This window comes from Candidatus Chryseobacterium colombiense, assembly GCA_029203185.1.
Taxonomy (GTDB): Bacteria; Bacteroidota; Bacteroidia; order Flavobacteriales; family Weeksellaceae; genus Chryseobacterium; species Chryseobacterium colombiense.
The window spans coordinates 1328381-1348064 of sequence record CP119310.1 but is presented as its reverse complement, the minus strand read 5'-3'; the positions used below and the strand labels follow the sequence as shown (position 1 = coordinate 1348064).

Sequence of the window (19684 nt, the reverse complement as noted above, 5' to 3'; positions counted from 1 at the left end):
ACTATTTTATTTGCTGATAATGGAATCTATCATTTCGCCTACATTATTCCAGCTTTGAATTTCTGAAGACGTAAAGCGAATCCCAAAAGCTTTTTCTATAGCTACAATAAGCTGAATATGAGAAAGCGAATCCCATTCTTCAATATCGTCTGCTGTAGTTTCAGCATTCAGTTCAATGTCTTCATTGTCTAATTGTTCACGAAAAATAGGCGTAAGTCTTGTTAAAACCTCATTTCTTTCCATAATGTGTTATTTATTTTTAATATATATTTCTTTTGGTTGATAGTCATTTACATTCAGAATCCATTTGTCATTTTTATTGATGAAGCCCAGATTTTCATAATGATCTTTTACCATTTGATTTTTAGATGTGGGAATATATTCTCCTATTATATAGGTATAACCTTGTTTTTTAGCAAGATCTGCAATCGTTTTGAGTGTGAAGTCTTCCATTCCTCTTTTCAGAACCCTGCAGCTCATCAGCCAGGTTTCTATAAAAAGTGTTTCTTTATCCTGTTCTTCAAGCACGATAACACAAATTAAACCATTATCTCCGTACTTATCTTCCAAAGTAAATGAAATGGTGTGGTGCTTTTCAGAAGCAATAAGAGTATCAATTTCCTGTTCAGTATACCTTACTGTTCTCAAATTAAATTGATTGGATCTTTGGGTAAGCTGGGAAACCCTTGGTTTAGAAAAATCATTAAACTCCTGAACATCAGAAAGCATATCCATGCTTTTCAGAAAATCCTCAACATTGGTAAAACTTTCCAGATCAACCACCCGCTGTGCTTCTACCTGATATTGTTTTGTTCTTTCCACGTCATTTTCCGAGAAACTTGCTGTTTCAAAAAGATTTAAGCCATATAAATATTCCAGATATTCTGCAGGATCTTCCGGTAATTCGGGTACACATACTTCGGGAAGATTTTCTCTCACAAGATTTCGTTCAAAGGGATTGTCATCAAGAAAAACCATTGAATCCAATCCGATATTTAATATGCTTTGAATTTTTCTGATATTATCTGCTTTATTTTCCCAATTGGCAACAAAAACAGCAATATCTTCCAGCTTCAGAACCATATCCGGATGTTTTTCAAATGGTTCTTTTGCTTTATCTTCGTCGTTTTTACTGCAAACAGCAAGAATAATCCCTCTTTTTTGCAGTGCTTTTACCCAATATTGAAATTCCGTAAAAGCTTTTCCGATTCCCAAATTTCCGATTTGGATTTTCTCCAGGCCATCATCTCCTATAATTCCTCCCCAAGTTGTGTTATCCAGGTCCAGAATAAGGCATTTTTTAAATTTACCTTCCAGAGAAGAGATAATGCTGAATATCGTATGAGCTACAATGGGTAAAGCATCTATTGAAATGACCATTTCAGTGTTCACGTAAATGCTGGGTGCAAAAATAAAATCTCTTCCCCATTTATTCTGAATAGAAAGCAAATCTGCAATGAAAAAGTTGTTTTTGCTCATTGCTATTTCCAGAGAAAGTAAATAATTAAGTTTATTGAGCTGAAAATTAAAAGATGATTCTACTTTGTTAGAAAAATTTCCAAAAACTTTACTGTCGATTATGGGAAAATTGCAGTAAATGATTCTGCTTTTTGTACGGTTTTGTATCGTATTGTAAAGCTCTTTAATGTATTTGACTTTATTATTTGCAAGATCTTTAGCAGAATCGTAAGATTTATAATATTGATTCAGTAATTTGTGGGTTGATTCAAAAATAACGGTATAATCTGCATCAAACGCATAATATTCCGAAGAGGGATCCATAATTTGGCGGGATATCTGTCCGAAATCTGCTTCAAATATTTCCAGATTGAAACCTTCCGTTTTTGCTGTTCCTTTTAAAGCAACATGTAAAAACTGTGTAGCAGTATCACCAAGTAAGGCTACTTTAATCGTTTTTGGTGAATTAAAGTATGTTTTTTCAGCTTTTTTTAATTCCGAAAATGTTTTATACATCATTATTAGTTTTTAAAGAAAATGATATTTTTTTTCAATCTATTCATCAATAATCATCTTTTGGGATTTTTTAGACAATTATTTGATGTTATGATTAAAAATCATAATCTAACTTAATAATATTCGGATTTTGGTGAACTGTAAATATAGTTAAATTTCATGTTTATACCATATTTTATTATGATAATGTTGGAAGAATTAACAATTAAACAATGCGTTGATTATGAATTATAAAATTAAGTGATTTTCTCTTTGTAAATTGTAATATGGCTATTATGGTTAAAATAAATTATTAGAATTTATGTTTAAATGTTAGTTAAAAAATCTGTTGATATCTTTTCTATTTTGAGTAAATTTGAAAAACTTAAAAAATAAATTTATGTCAACGATTACTTTAAAAGGAAATGAAATACATACAATAGGAACTCTTCCGTCAGTAGGAACTACAATCAGAGATTTTGCTTTGGTAGATTCTGGCTTGAATGTAAAAACTTTGGAAAGCTTCGAAGGAAAGAAAAAGGTATTCAATATTTTTCCATCCATTGATACAGGAATTTGTGCGGCTTCAGCAAGAAAATTTAATGAAGAAGCTTCAAATTTGGAAAATACGGTTGTAATTAATGTGTCTAAAGATCTGCCTTTTGCATTAGGAAGATTTTGTGCAGCAGAAGGTTTGGACAATGTAGAAACCCTTTCAGATTTCAGAGGAAGTTTCGGGGATGATTATGAGGTGACGATTACTGATTCTCCAATGCAGGGACTTTTGAGCCGTGCTGTAATTGTAACGGATGAAAATAATAAAGTAATCTATACAGAGCAGGTTCCGGAAATCGTACATGAGCCTAATTATGATGCAGCTTTAGCAGCATTGAAATAAGATAATAGAAATAAAATTTCTGTTAAAATTCCTGTGAAAACTTTCACGGGAATTTTTAATTTAAATATATATGAAGTCTGTCATTTCGATGAAAGGAAAAATCTGTATTAGTATCACAATTCCTGATTCAAATCAATAAAAATTAAAAACAATACACCTACCTTTACAGAATGAAACGTTCCGGAACAGCAGATTTACCTTTACATTACGGCAAAGTACCACCTTGGCTGTATGAACGTATGTCGATTCTCGGGCTTTCAATTGTTGAGGTTATCCTGATGGATTATGGGAAAGATGAAGTTATTCGCCGACTGTCAGATCCGTTTTGGTTTCAAAGTTTCGGTGCTGTAATGGGAATGGATTGGCATTCTTCCGGAATTACCACTTCTGTGATGGGCGCTTTGAAAAGATCTATTAATCCAAACTCTCAGTCTCTTGGGCTGTATATCTGTGGAGGAAAAGGCAAATTTTCGAGGGATACTCCTTCGGAATTAATTCAAATTGCGGATAAAACAGGTTTAAACGGGAATGATTTGGTAAGAGCCAGTAAACTTTCTGCAAAGGTTGATAATACGGCGATTCAGGATGGTTATCAATTGTATCTGCATAATTTTATTCTGTCCGATACCGGCAGCTGGAGTGTTGTTCAGCAGGGAATGCATGAATCCGACGGAACGGCCAGACGTTATCATTGGCATTCCGAAAACATAAAATCCTTTGTTGAAGAACCTCATACAGGAATTAACGGAATTTCAAGAGGTCATATTTTGAATTTAACCGCTTCAGAAGCTTCAGAAAACCGGAAAGGGATTTTAGAAATTTCCCATACAGATTCTGCAGAGGTGATGAATGATTTTTCAAGATTGATTCTTCCTAATCATCACGATGTTCAGGCGTCTGATGTTGATTTGAAACGGCTTGGAGCCCTTCTGTATGTGACAAGAGAACGGCAGCCTCAAAATTTCGAAGACTTACTAATGTTGGAAGGGGTGGGTCCGAGAACCATGCAGTCTTTAGCTCTGGTAAGCGAAGTGATTCATGGAGCGCCTTCAAGGTTTAAAGATCCAGCTAGATTTTCCTTTGCTCATGGCGGAAAAGACGGTCATCCGTTTCCTGTGCCGACAAAAGTGTATGACGAAAGCATTCAAATCCTTAAGAGCGGAATTGAAAAATCTAAACTTGGGAACTCAGATAAATTAAAAACACTGAATAAGCTTCATCAAATTATTGAATCTACTGAAAAAGATTTTACCCCAGATTTTGATATTCAACAGGTTATTGAAGAAGAAAGACAAAATTCATGGCGTTTCGGTGGGAAGACTGTTTTTGGAGATGCTCAGAAACCTTCTCCTTCCAAACCGATCCAGCTTTCTTTGTTTTAATTTTTAGTAAAACACTAAAGGTTCTTTTGTCATTCTGACGAAGGAAGAATCTCGATAACAAAATTTCAGCTGTTTTTTCTTTAAACTATAAATAAGTAAATATTCTTTCTTCAGCAGAATGACGAGGTGATTGAAATGTGTTTAACTAATTTATAATTATTATAAATAGTTTATGCTGTTCATATGTAGTGGATTGCATTTGTTTTGCATGTCGTATTTATTATTTTGTTTAATATTCTTTTCATCATCTCAGATAAAAATTCTAATTTTAAAACCTTACAAAAACATAGAATTTGATGAGCAATAAAGCCTTAGAAATCTGTTATGATTTTCCTTTTTTCCTGCAGGAAGAGCTCGATGAGATATTTCAGGCTCATGAAAAAGTATTTTTCCAGAAAGGTGATTTTATTCTGGAAGAAGGAAAAACAGCTAATGAATACTATATTTTGGAGAAAGGACTGGCTCGTTCATTTGTTAATGATTTTAACGGAAATGAAGTAACTACCCATTTTTTTGTGGAAAATGAAGTCATTATTGAAGTTTCATCACTGTTTCAAAGAATTCCGACACAGGAAAACATTGTCTGTATAATGGATTGTGAATGCTGGAAGTTTGATTTCGAAACTTTTCAGGAACTGTTCCACAAAATCCCAAACCTCAGAGAATGGGGAAGAGCGTGGATGTCTCAGCAGCTTTTTGTATATAAACAACGTTCTGTGGAAATGTTTATCCTTTCCGCAACAAGACGCTACCTTAATCTCTTAGAACAAAAACCCCATGTAATACAGTTTGCTCCCTTAAAGCAAATTGCCTCCTATCTGGGTGTTACAGATACTTCTTTAAGCCGTATCCGCAAAGAATTGGTTTCCCATCCAAATAAAAATTAAATCTTGCCTTATGACAAGTTGATTTTCACGGGTACTTGATAATTTTGAATAAAAGTTTAACCCTAACAATTAAAAAATGAAAATCAATCAAATGTATGTAAACCTTCCGGTAAAAGATGTTCAGAAAACAAGAGAATTTTGGACTCTACTTGGGTTTTCAATCAACGAACAATTCTCAGATGAAAAGGCAATTTGTGTAATCATGAAGGAGGATCATATTTATGCAATGTTTTTAAAAGAGGAATTTTTTCAAACCTTTACAGATAGACCTATTGCGAAAGGAGATACTACACAGACACTTCTTGCCATTGGTGTAAACAGCCGTGAAGAAGTGGATGGAATGGTGAAAACGGCTATTGAAAACGGAGGTTCAAAATACAGCGAACCGCAAGATCACGGGTGGATGTATCAGAATGCTTTTTCAGATTTGAATGGTCACCAGTGGGAGGTCATGTTTGTAGATATGTCTAAGCTTCCGACAGAATAAATTTCAAAAAATGAAATAATCCTAAAAATTACAAAATGAAAGTCAATCAAATTTATGTAAACCTTCCGGTAAAGGATATTGAGAAGACAAAAGAATTCTGGACAAATGTCGGATTTCCAATCAATGAACAAATTACTGATGAAAAAGCAGTTTGTGTAATGTTGAATGACAATATCCAGGTGATGTTTTTAACAGAAGAGTTTTTCGAAACTTTTTCTGAAAGACCGGTTCCGAAAGGCGATACCACGCAGGTTTTGGTGGCTATTGGTTTAGACAGCCGCGAAGAAGTGGATCAGGTAGTGAATACAGCAGTAGCTAACGGAGCTTATCAGCACGAAGAACCGCAGGATCATGGCTGGATGTATCAGAATTCCTTTTGGGATATCAACGGGCATGGCTGGAACGTAATATATGCTGATCCGTCTCAAACACCTACAGAATAAATAAGTTTTCAAGGATAAAAGGATAAAGCGTAATCTGTTAATCCTGAAAAATTATACAGTTTCAAAAATAGCTTCGTCCTTTTGGAAACATTCTTAAAGTTTTTGTGAATTCTCACACCAAAATCCAATCATATTATGAAAAATGATATTGAAATTGTTAAGATCCAGATATCGAGCAGTTACACTGTAGTCTCGAAGAATATTGAAGGTATTACCAATGAGGAAGCTCTGATTTTTCCTAACGGTGAAGCCAACTGCATGAACTGGGTACTGGGACATTTGATCCACATCAGAAATCCTTTATTAAATATTTTAGGTGAAGAACCGGTTTGGGACAGTGAAAAATTTTCCTGTTACAACAGAGGGGAAATTCCTTTAGAACGGAAAGATGAATTTGTTTCTTTTGATGAATTGAAATCTTATTTGAAACAATCTCAAGACAGACTGAATTCAAAACTTGATAAAATGGAAAGTTTCAATCCTGAACAGATTAAGGATATTTCTACTCTTTGCTTTCATGAAATTTATCACAGCGGGCAATTAGGTTATATAAGAAGGGTTCTTGGAAAAACAGGTGCAATTAAATAAGATAACAAACAATTAAAATCAAACAAATGGATACACCAAAATCGAAAAAATTAGAGATCATAATTCCTGCCTATCGTGCACACAGTCAGACTTTTTTATTAGTTCTTGACGGGGTTTCAGAAGAAGATGCCCTGAAAAGGATCGAAGGAAAAACCAATCATATCGTTTGGATGGTCGGGAACTTTCTGGATATGCGCTACGGATTAGGATTTGTTCTCGGGCTTACCGAAGAATTCAGATATAAAGATTTTTTCTTTCAGGGGAAAGCTTTGGATGAAAGTTTAACTTACCCGGCTTTACAGGAGCTGAAAGAAGATTTTCATAAGATTTCTCCACTAGTTTATCAAAAATTATTAGAGGCAACAGATGAAGAATTGGATAAGGCTTTTCCAATGGGGATGAATATCGATTTCTTTCCGGAAACGGTCTTGAATTTCGTAGGAATGTGCATTGGACGCGAAGATTATCTTTGTGGACAAATGGGATTAATGCGAAAAATTCTGGGATACGAAGGCATGAAATACGATTTTGATAAAAACTTAAAATATTAATTCATGAATCCGGTAGAAAAAGGGTATAAGAAAGTGAACGGAATCAGAATGTATTATGAAATATATGGTTCCGGAAAGCCTTTAGTATTGATTCATGGCGGAGGTTCTTCAATTCTGTTCGATTATAAGGAAATTATTTCAAGGCTGGAAAATAAATTTCAATTAATCGGAATTGATCTTCAAAATCACGGAATGACAGAGCACCGGGATATTCCTGAAACTTTTGAACAGGATGCCCATGATATTGCTGCTCTTCTGAAAGAGATTAACATCGAAAAAGCGTCCTTCTGGGGGTTCAGTAATGGCGGAAGTACAGTGATGCAGATTGCTCATCTTTATCCTGGAATGATAGAAAAACTAATCGTTGCCTCTGCACTTTTCAAAAGAAACGGGATGATGGATGGATTTTTCGAAAGTATGGCGGATGCTACCTTAGATTCAATGCCGGAACCTTTAAAAATTAATTTTTTAAACTTAAATCCAGATTTCTCCGCACTTGAAAATATGTTTGAAAAAGACAGCAGAAGAATGCAGACTTTTGAAGACTGGAACGAAGATATTCTGAAAAGAATAAAATCCCCGACTTTATTTATTTCAGGAGATAAAGATGTTATAAAGCCTGAACATACTGTCGAAATGTGGCGCTTGGTGGAAGGCTCTCAGTTGATGATTCTTCCTGCTACTCATGGCTCTTATATGATGGCTGATTTTGGAGGAAATGTTGACGGAAAATTGATTGACTTTACAGCAGGTGAAGTTGAGAAGTTTTTGAATTAAAGACGATAATTATTTATAAAAGACAATTTCGTCCTGTCATTCTGACGAAGGAAGAATCTTTCTTAAGCATTTAAGATTCTTCTAATCATACACAAAATACAAACAACAAAAAATAAAAATCATGGCTAAATTAAATCCATACCTAAATTTTGACGGGAAAGCAGAAGAAGCTTTCAATTTTTACAAATCCGTTTTCGGAGGTGAGTTTTTAGGAGAAATTCATAAAATGGGAAATGCTCCCGGAACCGAAAATTTATCGGACGAAGAAAAAAACAGAGTCATGCATATTGCTCTTCCAATTGGGGGGGATCTTTTGATGGCTTCCGATATTGTCCCTAGTTTCGGACAGAATCTGAATGTAGGAAATAACAATTATGTTTCTATTTTCCCGGAATCAAGAGCAGAGGCAGACAGACTTTTTAAAGGACTTTCTGACGGCGGAAATATTGAAATGCCTATTGAAGACCAGTTTTGGGGCGACTATTTTGGGAGCTTTCAGGATAAATATGGTGTTCATTGGATGGTAAACTACAATGAAAACTATACAAAATAACCCTATCTTTAAACTAAATTATATAAAAGGGTAACTGTTTGGGTTGCCCTTTTCACCACCAAAAAAATGTAATTATATGGAACCCATTAAAATTGATATTACGATTCTAGCTCCTGTACAAAAAGTTTGGGATTACTATAACGATCCTAAACATATCACCAAATGGAACTTTGCCCACGAATCCTGGCAATGTCCGAGATCTGAAAATGATTTAAAAGTGGGAGGAAAGTTCAAAAACAGAATGGAAGCGAAAGACGGAAGCTTCGGATTTGATTTCGAAGGTGTGTATGATGAGGTTGTTCCTGAAGAAAAGATAAAATATCATATCGAAGACGGAAGAAATGTAGAAGTGGCTTTTCACACTATTGATGAAAATACAACCCAAGTTAAAATCAAGTTTGATCCGGAAAAACAAAATTCCGTAGAGATGCAGAGAGACGGTTGGTACGCGATCCTGAACAATTTTCATAAATACGTAGAAAATCATTAAAAAAATTGATCATCATGATAAACTTAGTAATAATGGCAAAGTGTTTAAGCTCTATTTGCGTTGTTAATCATGTTGTGGAAAATGATTTTCTAAAAGGGATTATTGCCATGCCTGCAAGAAGAGCTTTGGGAAAAGAAAAAATAGATTCTCTGGAAAAGCTTTCGGATTATTCTGAAAAAGAAATTAGGCAGATGCATGGTTTTGGGAAAAATTCAATGGAAAAGCTTAAAAATTATATGAGAGAAAATAATCTTTCTTTTAATGAGAATTAAAAACCAACTTAAAATTTAAAACTATGAATAACAATATTTTTCCTTGCCTTTGGTATGAAGGAAACGCAAAAGAAGCCTCCGATTTTTATTGTAAAGTTTTTGACGGGAAAATTACAGCAGATACTCCCGTTGTAATGAATATAGAGATTTTCGGACAAAAATTGATGCTTTTGAATGGAGGACCTTATTTTACAAAAAATGCTTCCGTTTCTTTTATGGTCATTTGTGATACGGAAGCTGAAGTTCAGAAATATTGGGATCAGCTGTTGGAAGGCGGAATGGCTTTGATGCCCATCGATTCCTACTCATGGAGTAAAAAATACGGATGGGTTCAGGATAAATATGGAGTATCCTGGCAGATTTTTCTGGGAGAGAAGGCCAGCCAACAAAAAGTAGTTCCCACATTAATGTTCATCAATGAAAATAATGGAAAAGCCATGGAGGCCATGGAATTATATACAAGTACTTTCCCAAATTCTAAAATTGGAAATATTTTAAGATATGGCGAAGGGAGCGAAGGACATCCGATTGCGGAGCCTGCTGAAAATATTCAGCACGCCCACTTTGAAATTGACGGTTATAGTTTCTTTTGTATGGATAATTCTTATGATCACCCGTTTGATTTCAATGAAGGAATTTCGATGGTTATAATGACTGATGATCAGGAACAGACAGATCAATACTGGAATGCTTTAACCTCTAACGGAGGAAGAGAAAGTATGTGTGGCTGGCTGAAGGATAAATACGGTTTTAGCTGGCAGATTGTACCCAAAAGACTGATTCAGCTGATGAGTGATCCGGATCAGGAAAAAGCTCAAAAAGTAGTTCAGGTAATGATGAAAATGCAGAAAATCATTATTTCAGAACTGGAAGCGGCCTATAATTCCTAAATAGGATTGTTTTTCACTTTCGGCTTGTTGTTTGATGTATTATTGAGATAAATTGGTTACGAAACGGGTGAAAGATTAATCTAAAAATATTTTGAGTCATGGAAAAACTGGTTTTTGAAATACAGATAAATGCGTCTCCCGAAAAAGTGTGGAGTGTACTTTGGGATGATATCTCGTATAGACAGTGGACAACTGCTTTTGCTGAAGGGTCATTTTATCAGGGGACTTTAGAAGAAGGAAATACCATTAAATTCTTGGATCCCAACAATAACGGAATGTTTAGTCGCGTAGAAAAAAACATTCCGGCAAAAGAAATTAAATTTCTGCATCTTGGAGAAATTTATAACGGAGTAGAAGCTCCTCAGGATTGGGGAGAAGCAACAGAAGCCTACATTCTGGAAGAAAATGATGAAGGTACAAAACTGAAAAGTGAAATTCAGACACCGGCAGAATTTAAAGGTTTTTTTGAAGAAAAATTTCCAAAAGCCTTGGGAATAGTGAAAAACCTTTCTGAAAATCAGCTTTGAAAAATAAAAAATCACGGCTAAAATTTTAAAAATGGAAACGCTATCATTTGAAAAAGTAATAGATGCTCCAAAGCAAAAAATTTGGGACGTCCTTTGGAATGAAAAAACCTACAGCGAATGGACGAAATTTTTCAGTCCGGGTTCTGTGATGAAATCGGATTGGAAAGTAGGAGGAAAGACTTATTTCCTGAATCCGGAAGGGGAAGGAATGGTTTCTACAATCGACAGTATTGAACAACCGGATCAGATCATATTCAAACACTTAGGAATGATTGATAAAGAAGGAAATGAAGACATTCACAGCAAAGAAGTGATGGAATGGAGCGGATGTTTTGAAAAATATATTTTAATTGATTTTGGTGGCAAAACCAAGCTTCATGCAGAAGTTCAGACAGAAAAAGAATGGCAGGATCATATCAATACAGGCTTTATAAAAGGACTGGAAATAGTGAAAGATCTTGCTGAGCATAACAAATAGAAATGAAAGGAAAAATTTCTTAAGTGTTGAGAAAAAAGAATATATATGAAATTATTGACAATCCTTTTCGTAACTTTTATTCTGGCTTTGCTGGGAACTAAAATTTTTCAGGGAAGCTGGAATTTTTTATTTTCCGGAAACCTAGGAATGGCTGTTTTTATAATCTTCACGGGACTTTCTCATTTTAAATTTCAGAAAGGAATGGCGATGATGATTCCTGATTTTATTCCCGCTAAAATGTTTTGGGTATATGCTACCGGAATTATTGAAATAGCGGCAGGAATAGGATTGATGATTCCTTCCCTCCGTGAAATTACGGCAATACTGCTGATTATTTTCTATGTATTGGTTTTTATGGCCAATATCAATTCTTCAAAGAAAAAGATCAATATTTTTAAAGCCGATTATACAGGACCCGGAATGAATTATCTCTACAAAGAAAGAATTCCGATGCAGATTATTTTAATAGCCTGGACCTGGTACTTTGGGATTTATCTGAATTAGACTTAAGATAACAAGAGAAAAAAAACCCGGAAGTTAACTTCCGGGTTTTTTTATATAAATATTTTTCAAAAAATTGTGAAAAAAATGTAACTTTTTGGTTGGTTTAACTGTCTTATTATTAAATATTTATTTTTAGACAGAATGAATATTATAAGGCTAACCAAAATATAAGTTATGAACCTCAATCACAAAATCCTAACCACTGCCCACATTGTAATATCTACGATTATGATCAACGCACAGAGCTCGACCGCAAAATTACCCGGTGATCCGACTTTAGTCTCTTCCAAGGCTACTTTAGAAAAGCTTATCTCTTATGATAAAGGCAATTTTAAATATAAAGTTGAAGATTACTTTGCAAGACCTAAAGCTTCACAATTTAAAATCTCTCCCGACGGACAATATCTTTCTTACAAAGAAAAAGACAAAGACATGAAAAATCACGTCTATGTAAAAGATTTAAAATCGGGAAAAATTACAAAAGCAATTGTTGAAAAAGAAGATCTTATAAAAAGTTATGGCTGGCTCAATAAAAGCCGCCTTTTCTATACCCAGGATAAAGGAGGAAATGAGAATATTCATTTGTATGCAGCAGATATTGACGGGAAAAATCTTAAAGATTTAACCCCTTTTGATGGGATTACCTTAGGTACAGTGAAAGTTATAAAAGATACTGACTATGTTGTTGTTACCATGAATAAAAACAACAAACAGATTTTTGAACCTTATAAAATCAATTTTAAAACAGGAGAAATAACCCAGCTGTATGAAAACAAAGATACGAAAAGTCCCATTGATGACTATCTTTTTGACAAAGACGGTAACTTAAGAGGATATATTGTTCTTGAAAACGGCCTGACTACAAAAACATATTATAAGGACCTGAAGACCGGGAAATTTAATCTGTTAAAATCAACAGACTGGAAAGATACCTTTAGTGTGGCCAGCTTTAATTATAATTCTAATAATAAGGATGAAGCGTATGTGGTAACTAATTTAGATAGCGATAAAGCAAGAATTGTATTATACGATTTAAAGAAAAATGCAATCATCAAAGAAGTATATTCTAATCCGACATTTGACGTGAGTTCCATAAGTCTTGCCGAGAAAAACAGGAATTATGAGCTGGATTATATTGATTATAACGGAATTAAAGATGAAGTGATTCCTGTAAGTAAGTTTTACAAAGAAGTATATGAAAAGCTGAAATCAGAATTTGGTGAAAAACAATACTATGTTGTTTCCTCAGACGATAATGAGAACAAACTTTTGGTAGTTGTAAGCAGTGATAAACTGTATGGAAAATACTATGAATATGATACCAAATCCAAAAATATAAAACTTCTTTTCGATCTAATGCCGCAGCTGAAAGAAGAAGATATGGCGGAAATGAGGCCTATTGAATTTAAAAGCCGTGACGGACTGACGATTCATGGGTATATTACATTACCTAAAGCAGCTTTGCAAGGTCAAAAAGTTCCGTTAATTGTAAATCCTCACGGAGGTCCGCAAGGAATTAGGGATAGTTGGGGTTTCAATCCGGAAACTCAATTGTTTGCAAGCAGAGGATATGCTACTTTACAGGTGAATTTCAGAATTTCAGGAGGGTATGGAAAAGAATTCCAGACTTCAGGATACAAACAGATCGGAAGAAAAGCAATGGATGATGTGGAAGACGGCGTAAAATATGTCATTCAGCAGGGTTGGGTGGATAAAGATAAAGTGGCTATTTATGGAGGAAGTCATGGAGGTTATGCAACATTAATGGGATTAATTAAAACCCCAGATTTATATTCCTGCGGTGTTGATTATGTTGGCGTTTCCAACATCTTTACTTTCTTTGATTCTTTTCCTGAATACTGGAAACCTTACAAAGAGATGGTAAAACAGATCTGGTATGATCTTGACAATCCTGAAGAAGCAAAAATTGCCAAAGAAGTTTCCCCTGTTTTCCAGATCGATAAAATCAAAAAGCCTTTATTCGTCGTTCAGGGAGCCAATGATCCAAGAGTTAATATCAATGAATCTGATCAAATTGTAAAAGCTTTAAGAAGCAAAGGTTTTGAAGTACCCTACATGGTAAAATATGATGAAGGACACGGATTTGGAAAAGAACCTAACAGACTGGAATTATACAAATCGATGCTTGGTTTTTTTGCCGAGAATTTTAATAAATAAACACAGATATTTTTATAATTAATTGGAACGGAAAGTGAGGTTTTACTTTCCGTTTTTGTTTTTTATTAGATTTTGAAATCCGATGAATAGAAGAAAAATTGAAATTCCGGAAAATTATTTTAAATTTATTAAAGTAAAACAAAATTTTCAATCGTCATAGCAATATGGAGGTTGCCGAAAAAATAACAATGCCACAGAAGGAGAAGGAAAATATCATCTCACAAACCGTTTCAAAGTACGGAGGAAAGCTGATGTCGTATATTCGTCCGAAAGTGAAAAATACGGAAGATGCGGAAGATATTCTGCAGGAGGTGTGGTATCAGTTCAGTAGCCTTACCAACCTTTCTGAGATTGTGAACGTCGGAGGCTGGTTGTATAGAGTAACCGCAAACAAGATCACGGACAAGTACCGTAAAAAGAAAACCGAAAATTTGGAAGATTTCGTTTACGAAGATGAAGACGGGGACTTTTCGATTAAAGATATTCTGCTGATGGACGAAAGTGCAGGTCCGGAAATAAAGATGTTTCAGGATGAAATCTGGAAAAAGCTTTTTGAAGCCTTAGATGAATTACCCGAAAAACAAAGGCTTGTCTATGTGGAAAACGAGCTCAATGACAAAACCCTCCAAGAGATTGCCGATGAACAGGGCGAAAATATAAAAACAATTATCAGTCGGAAAAACTATGCGGTAAAGCATTTGAGAAACAGATTGAGAAGATTATACGAAGATTTAAATAGTTAGTAAAAAGAAAGATATGAATCATAAACATAAAAAAGGGTGGATTTTTTTAATTCTGTGTCCCCCGTTAATTTTCTTAGGAGTTACATGGATCGTCATGGCTTTGTGGAACTGTCTCCTTCCGGAAATTCTGGGTGCAAAATCAATAACTTACTTGCAGGCAATGGGAATATTGATTTTAAGTAAAATACTTTTCGGAGGTTTCCATTTCGGAAAAGGGATGAAAGATTTTAAAGAAAGAAAAATGAGAGAGAAAATGATGCATCTGTCTCCAGAAGAAAGAGAAAAATTCAAAGAAGTTTGGAGAAATAAATGCGAAGGCGGTTTCTTCAACAGACACAACAGAACAAACGAATAATTAAATTTTAGAAGTAGTAAAGTAAAATTAAAAATTCATTCGTCTATATACAAAAACAAAGTAGTAAAATTTAAAATTTTGAAAAAATGAAAAATTCAGTATTAAAAGGAGCTTTAGGAGCATTAGCAGTGGCCGGAGTTGCCATGATCGCAAAAAAAGCAATTCAAAGAAAAAGATTTGTAAAAGGTATTTTTGAAGAATACGGAATCAAAGAAAAATCACCTTTCGGATTGGCAGATAAAATAAGAGAAATGAATGAAGAAGAATATCAGGAATTGAAAGGGAAATTCAAGAAAGAATTTGCTTCAAGATGCCATCACAGAGGTTTTGAAAAAAAAGAAAATATTGTGGAAGCATAATAAAAAGTAACTAAATGAAATTGTTAGTTCCGGGTCGGGAAGCGAAGCTTCCCGACCCGGAACTTTTTTATTTAAAACAAACAAACAAACAAACAGAAATGCTGTCATTCTGACGAAGGAAGAATCTGTTATTAGCTTAACTACATCATACTTTTATATTCTTCTTCCATTCATAATGACAGGTAATCATAAATAAATTTGCCCTAAAATAATAAGAAAAAAAGAAAATAAAATCCTTATTTTTGTAGGGTTCAATGAAAGATTACTATTATTTTCTCGGGATTTCTCACGATGCTTCAGAAGAGGACATCAAAAAGGCTTATAGAAAATTATCTTTAAAATACCACCCTGATAAAAATGAAAATGACGATTTCTTTGCCGATCGCTTTCGTGAAATTCAGGAGGCTTACGAAACGTTAAGCGACAAAAGCAGAAGATATTCCTATGATCAGAATTTGGAGAGTCATCAGAAAAGTTTCAGGTATAATGTTCCGCCTTCTATTAAGACTTTTACAGCCAATAAAATTCATGCGAAAAAAGGAGAAGAGATTATTATCAATTGGCAGACGCAAAATGCCGATGTAGTCAAGGTTTTGCCTTTTGGACTGGAAAAGCCTTATGGCGAAAGAGTTTTTAAAATAACAGAATTTAAAGACGGAAAATTTCAGATCTTACTTCATGCAACCAATTCTTTGCTGAATAAAACAGCTGTTCAAGGAATTACCATTACAGAAGTTTTTGAAAGCGATACGGAAAAATTCAAAGAGAAAGCGGAAGAATTATTTAAATCACAACCGAGAACAGTTGCGAATCCGCATGGTCAGCCAAAAATTATAAGAATAATCGCAGGAATTTTATTACTGGTTTTGGCAATTTATTTTTTAGTAAAAAGCTTTAGCCACTAAGCCAACTTCTTTCTTCCCGGACACTTTTTACATCTTTTTCCTTTTTTGAATTTCTTGCAGCAGGATTTCTTATCACCACAATACATTTCTTCAGGAGTCATAGAAAATGCAGGAGCCAAAGGCGCAACTTTAAAAGGGATAATCATATTCATGCTGCAAATATATTAATTTAGAATAAATATAGATAATAAAATATGTTAAAATAATATTGTATTGATTTTTAATGGTTTAAATGGTTTTTAAAATAGCTTTTAAATAAAAAAAGTGAGAAATTATCTTCAGAAAACTACAGCAAACACCAAAAATGAAATTTTCAAGTAAAATCTTTTCTTTTTATAAGAATCTGAAGTTTTTAAAATTAATGTTAATTTAATATTAATAGGTTTTTTAACTGTTTTTATGATGTAGGCGATAATGAAATAATGCTAATATTGAATAAGATAGATTTATTATTCAAATCATTTGCGTTTTCAACTTACTTGTACAATTTTCTAAAAATTCGTAATTTTACCCATCTTTTTTACAAACAAAATCTAATATAAAAAATGAATACAGAACAGTTTGTGAGCCGTCACATTTCCTTGAATGAAGCCGATAAACAGGCGATGTTGGAAAAAGTTGGCGTTTCAAGTATCGAAGAGTTAATTTCTCAAACCATCCCTTCTTCTATCCGTTTAGAAAAAGATCTTGAAATCTCAGAACCGCTTTCAGAATACGAAATGCTGAACCATTCTAAGGAACTGGCATCGAAAAATACTGATTATACAAGCTACATTGGTTTTGGATATCACAATACGTTGTTGCCATCAGCAATTCAGAGAAATATTTTTGAGAATCCAAGTTGGTATACAGCCTATACACCTTATCAGGCGGAAATCGCGCAGGGAAGACTGGAAGCTCTTCTTAATTTTCAGACTGTTGTGTGTGATCTTACAGGTTTTGCTTTAGCAAACGCTTCATTATTAGATGAATCTACAGCTGCTGCAGAAGCTATGCATATGTTCTTCAATAACAGAACAAAAGACCAGAAGAAAGCTGGAGCCAATAAGTTCTTTGTTTCTGATCTTGTTTTGCCTCAGACAGTATCTGTTTTAAAAACAAAAGCTGAAGGTTTAGATATTGAAATCGTAGAAGGAGATCACAAAACTCATGAGTTTGACGGGTCTTACTACGGAGTTTTATTACAGTATCCTGGTAAAAACGGTATCGTTTTAGACTATACAGAAAATATCGTTGAATATAAAAAATTAGATCTACAAGTAGTTGTTGCTTGTGATCCGATGGCTTTGGTTAAATTAAAATCTCCGGCTTCAATGGGTGCAGACTGTGCAGTTGGAACTACTCAGAGATTTGGTATTCCATTAGGGTATGGTGGTCCTCACGCAGCATTTTTCTCTTGTAAAGAAGAATATAAAAGAGATATTCCGGGAAGAATCATCGGGGTTTCTCAGGATATGTACGGAAGACGTGCATTGAGAATGGCTTTACAGACAAGAGAGCAGCATATTAAAAGAGAAAGAGCAACTTCTAATATCTGTACAGCTCAGGTTTTACTTGCTGTAATGGCTGGAATGTATGCCGTTTATCACGGTCCGAAAGGATTAAACTATATTGCGGATCAGATTCATTTTAAAGCAAACGCTTTAAAAGGAGGTCTGAAAGCTTTAGGATATGAAATCGTTGAAGAACCGATCTTTGATACGGTAAAAATCACGATGAATGAAGATGAAAAGGGAAGATTGATGAGAATGATGCTTGATCACAGATTGAATCTGAACTATTACACAGAAGGAGTAGTAAGTATCGCAATCAATGAAAGTACAACATTAGATAAATTAAATGTTCTAATGGCTTCTTTTGCTCAGTTTAAAGACAAGCAGACTTTCAAATTAGAAATTAAAGAAGGATACAGTATTCCTGAAGAGAATTTAAGAAAAGATGAAATTCTTACAGAAGAAGTATTCAACAAATATCATACGGAAACAGAATTAATGCGTTATATCAAGCGTCTGGAAAGAAAAGATTTGTCATTGACACATTCAATGATTTCTTTGGGTTCTTGTACGATGAAGCTTAATGCAGCAACCCAAATGCTCCCGCTTTCTTGGGAAAACTGGGGAGCCATTCACCCTTTTGTGCCGGTAAATCAGGCAGCAGGCTACCAGGAAATGATTCGTGAACTGGAGAAAGACTTAGCTGAAATTACTGGTTTTGCAGGAACTTCTCTTCAGCCGAATTCCGGAGCTCAGGGAGAATATGCAGGATTGATGGTGATCAGAGAATATCACATCTCAAGAGGAGAGGGGCATAGAAATGTAGTGCTGATTCCTCAGTCTGCACACGGAACCAACCCGGCTTCTGCAGCAATGGCAGGAATGAAGATTGTTGTGGTTAAAAATCTTGAAAACGGAGAAATTGATTTCGAAGATTTAAAAGCTAAAACTGAAGAACATTCTTCAAACTTATCTTGTGTGATGATCACGTATCCGTCTACTTACGGATTCTTTGATGCCAACATTAAAGAAATTACAGCATTGATTCACCAACATGGAGGACAAGTATATATGGATGGTGCGAACATGAACGCTCAGGTAGGATATACAAGTCCTGGAAACATCGGAGCAGACGTTTGTCACCTGAATCTTCACAAAACTTTCGCAATTCCTCACGGAGGTGGAGGTCCTGGAGTTGGCCCGATCTGTGTGGCTAAACACTTAGTTCCTTTCCTGCCTTCTAATGCGAACATCAAAATCGGAGCAAAAGAAGCTATCGACGGTATTTCTGCAGCACCTTACGGTTCTGGACTAATCCTGAATATTTCTTACGCTTACATCAAAATGTTAGGAACTTCCGGACTGAAAAAAGCAACTGAACATGCGATCTTAAATGCTAATTATTTGAAAGAGTTATTGGCAGAGCATTTCCCGATTTTATATTCAAACGAAAACGGAAAAGTAGCTCACGAATGTATCGTAGATTTCAGACAGTTTAAATCGTTAGGAATTGAAGTTGCTGATGTAGCGAAAAGATTGATGGATTACGGATTCCACGCTCCAACGGTTTCTTTCCCGGTTGCAGGAACATTGATGATTGAACCGACTGAATCTGAAAGCAAAGCAGAAATCGATCGTTTTGCGGAAGCCTTAATTGCAATCAAACAAGAAATTGATGAGATTGCTAATGGTGAGGCTGATGCAGCAAACAACGTTTTGAAAAATGCTCCTCATACTGAGCAGGTTGTAATTTCTGATTCTTGGGATAAACCATACAGCAGAGAAAAAGCAGCTTATCCATTAGAGTGGGTGAGAGATCACAAATTCTTTGCTTCTGTATCTAGAGTGGATGAAGCTTACGGAGACAGAAACTTAGTTTGTACTTGTGAGCCGATTGAAGCTTATATGTAATAGAATATTTTCTAGATATCAATATAAATTCCTCTCATTTTTGAGAGGAATTTTGCTTTT

Annotated in this window: 24 protein-coding genes; 21 read left to right on the top strand and 3 right to left on the bottom strand. The window is 34.7% G+C overall.

The annotated features are described in order from the left end of the window. Positions 1-6: 6 nt before the first annotated feature. A complete protein-coding gene (locus P0Y62_05865; protein WEK71081.1) occupies positions 7-243 on the bottom strand; it encodes an acyl carrier protein in 237 nt (78 codons plus the stop codon). Between the two features lie 6 nt (positions 244-249). Continuing rightward, positions 250-1977 carry an HAD-IIIC family phosphatase gene (locus tag P0Y62_05860; protein WEK71080.1) on the bottom strand — a complete coding sequence of 576 codons (1728 nt, stop codon included), beginning with the start codon at positions 1975-1977 and terminating at the stop codon, positions 250-252. Positions 1978-2353: 376 nt separating this feature from the next. Here P0Y62_05860 and tpx point away from each other — a divergent pair, with 376 nt between their 5' ends. The 20 genes from tpx (at position 2354) to P0Y62_05760 (ending at position 16220) form a co-directional block, all read left to right on the top strand. Next, positions 2354-2851 carry a thiol peroxidase gene (gene tpx / locus P0Y62_05855; GenBank protein ID WEK71079.1) on the top strand — a complete coding sequence of 166 codons (498 nt, stop codon included), beginning with the start codon at positions 2354-2356 and terminating at the stop codon, positions 2849-2851. A 170-nt stretch (positions 2852-3021) separates the two neighbouring features. Continuing rightward, entirely contained in the window at positions 3022-4233 is a 1212-nt protein-coding gene (locus tag P0Y62_05850) for a DUF763 domain-containing protein (GenBank protein WEK71078.1), read from the top strand. 296 nt (positions 4234-4529) lie between these two features. Then, positions 4530-5120: a Crp/Fnr family transcriptional regulator gene (locus P0Y62_05845; GenBank protein WEK71077.1), complete on the top strand. Its 591-nt coding sequence runs from the start codon at positions 4530-4532 to the stop codon at positions 5118-5120. Positions 5121-5196: 76 nt separating this feature from the next. Then, the gene (locus P0Y62_05840) at positions 5197-5607 is read left to right on the top strand and encodes a VOC family protein (GenBank protein ID WEK71076.1); all 411 of its coding nucleotides are present in this window, start codon (positions 5197-5199) and stop codon (positions 5605-5607) included. A gap of 35 nt (positions 5608-5642) precedes the next feature. Next, positions 5643-6050, top strand: coding sequence for a VOC family protein (locus P0Y62_05835; protein WEK71075.1), 408 nt, complete (start codon positions 5643-5645; stop codon positions 6048-6050). 135 nt (positions 6051-6185) lie between these two features. After that, on the top strand, positions 6186-6638 hold the full coding sequence (locus tag P0Y62_05830) for a hypothetical protein (protein WEK71074.1): 453 nt from the start codon (positions 6186-6188) through the stop codon (positions 6636-6638). Positions 6639-6664: 26 nt separating this feature from the next. Then, positions 6665-7189: a DinB family protein gene (locus P0Y62_05825; protein WEK71073.1), complete on the top strand. Its 525-nt coding sequence runs from the start codon at positions 6665-6667 to the stop codon at positions 7187-7189. 3 nt (positions 7190-7192) lie between these two features. Beyond that, positions 7193-7966: an alpha/beta hydrolase gene (locus tag P0Y62_05820; GenBank protein ID WEK71072.1), complete on the top strand. Its 774-nt coding sequence runs from the start codon at positions 7193-7195 to the stop codon at positions 7964-7966. Positions 7967-8087: 121 nt separating this feature from the next. Further along, the gene (locus P0Y62_05815; GenBank protein WEK71071.1) at positions 8088-8519 is read left to right on the top strand and encodes a VOC family protein; all 432 of its coding nucleotides are present in this window, start codon (positions 8088-8090) and stop codon (positions 8517-8519) included. Positions 8520-8595: 76 nt separating this feature from the next. Next, on the top strand, positions 8596-9009 hold the full coding sequence (locus P0Y62_05810; GenBank protein ID WEK71070.1) for an SRPBCC family protein: 414 nt from the start codon (positions 8596-8598) through the stop codon (positions 9007-9009). 32 nt (positions 9010-9041) lie between these two features. Continuing rightward, complete coding sequence (locus P0Y62_05805) at positions 9042-9281, top strand: hypothetical protein (GenBank protein ID WEK71069.1); 240 nt, start codon at positions 9042-9044, stop codon at positions 9279-9281. 23 nt (positions 9282-9304) lie between these two features. Further along, positions 9305-10171 carry a VOC family protein gene (locus P0Y62_05800; GenBank protein WEK71068.1) on the top strand — a complete coding sequence of 289 codons (867 nt, stop codon included), beginning with the start codon at positions 9305-9307 and terminating at the stop codon, positions 10169-10171. Positions 10172-10269: 98 nt separating this feature from the next. Beyond that, complete coding sequence (locus P0Y62_05795) at positions 10270-10698, top strand: SRPBCC domain-containing protein (GenBank protein ID WEK71067.1); 429 nt, start codon at positions 10270-10272, stop codon at positions 10696-10698. A gap of 31 nt (positions 10699-10729) precedes the next feature. Next, a complete protein-coding gene (locus P0Y62_05790) occupies positions 10730-11176 on the top strand; it encodes an SRPBCC domain-containing protein (protein ID WEK71066.1) in 447 nt (148 codons plus the stop codon). Positions 11177-11221: 45 nt separating this feature from the next. Next, positions 11222-11680, top strand: a complete 459-nt coding sequence (locus P0Y62_05785; GenBank protein ID WEK71065.1) for a hypothetical protein — start codon at positions 11222-11224, stop codon at positions 11678-11680. A 174-nt stretch (positions 11681-11854) separates the two neighbouring features. After that, positions 11855-13858 carry a S9 family peptidase gene (locus P0Y62_05780; GenBank protein WEK71064.1) on the top strand — a complete coding sequence of 668 codons (2004 nt, stop codon included), beginning with the start codon at positions 11855-11857 and terminating at the stop codon, positions 13856-13858. Between the two features lie 188 nt (positions 13859-14046). Continuing rightward, positions 14047-14601 (top strand): sigma-70 family RNA polymerase sigma factor, encoded by a 555-nt coding sequence (locus P0Y62_05775; protein ID WEK71063.1) that lies wholly within the window; start codon positions 14047-14049, stop codon positions 14599-14601. 13 nt (positions 14602-14614) lie between these two features. Then, the gene (locus tag P0Y62_05770; protein WEK71062.1) at positions 14615-14956 is read left to right on the top strand and encodes a hypothetical protein; all 342 of its coding nucleotides are present in this window, start codon (positions 14615-14617) and stop codon (positions 14954-14956) included. 86 nt (positions 14957-15042) lie between these two features. Beyond that, the gene (locus P0Y62_05765; protein WEK71061.1) at positions 15043-15315 is read left to right on the top strand and encodes a hypothetical protein; all 273 of its coding nucleotides are present in this window, start codon (positions 15043-15045) and stop codon (positions 15313-15315) included. 254 nt (positions 15316-15569) lie between these two features. Further along, positions 15570-16220 carry a J domain-containing protein gene (locus P0Y62_05760; GenBank protein WEK71060.1) on the top strand — a complete coding sequence of 217 codons (651 nt, stop codon included), beginning with the start codon at positions 15570-15572 and terminating at the stop codon, positions 16218-16220. Here P0Y62_05760 and P0Y62_05755 read toward each other — a convergent pair. Next, the gene (locus tag P0Y62_05755) at positions 16217-16372 is read right to left on the bottom strand and encodes a hypothetical protein (protein ID WEK71059.1); all 156 of its coding nucleotides are present in this window, start codon (positions 16370-16372) and stop codon (positions 16217-16219) included. The two genes, P0Y62_05760 and P0Y62_05755, sit on opposite strands and share 4 nt — an antisense overlap. 393 nt (positions 16373-16765) lie before the next feature. Here P0Y62_05755 and gcvP point away from each other — a divergent pair, with 393 nt between their 5' ends. Beyond that, positions 16766-19624 (top strand): aminomethyl-transferring glycine dehydrogenase, encoded by a 2859-nt coding sequence (gene gcvP, locus P0Y62_05750; GenBank protein ID WEK71058.1) that lies wholly within the window; start codon positions 16766-16768, stop codon positions 19622-19624. The last annotated feature ends 60 nt before the right edge of the window (positions 19625-19684 follow it).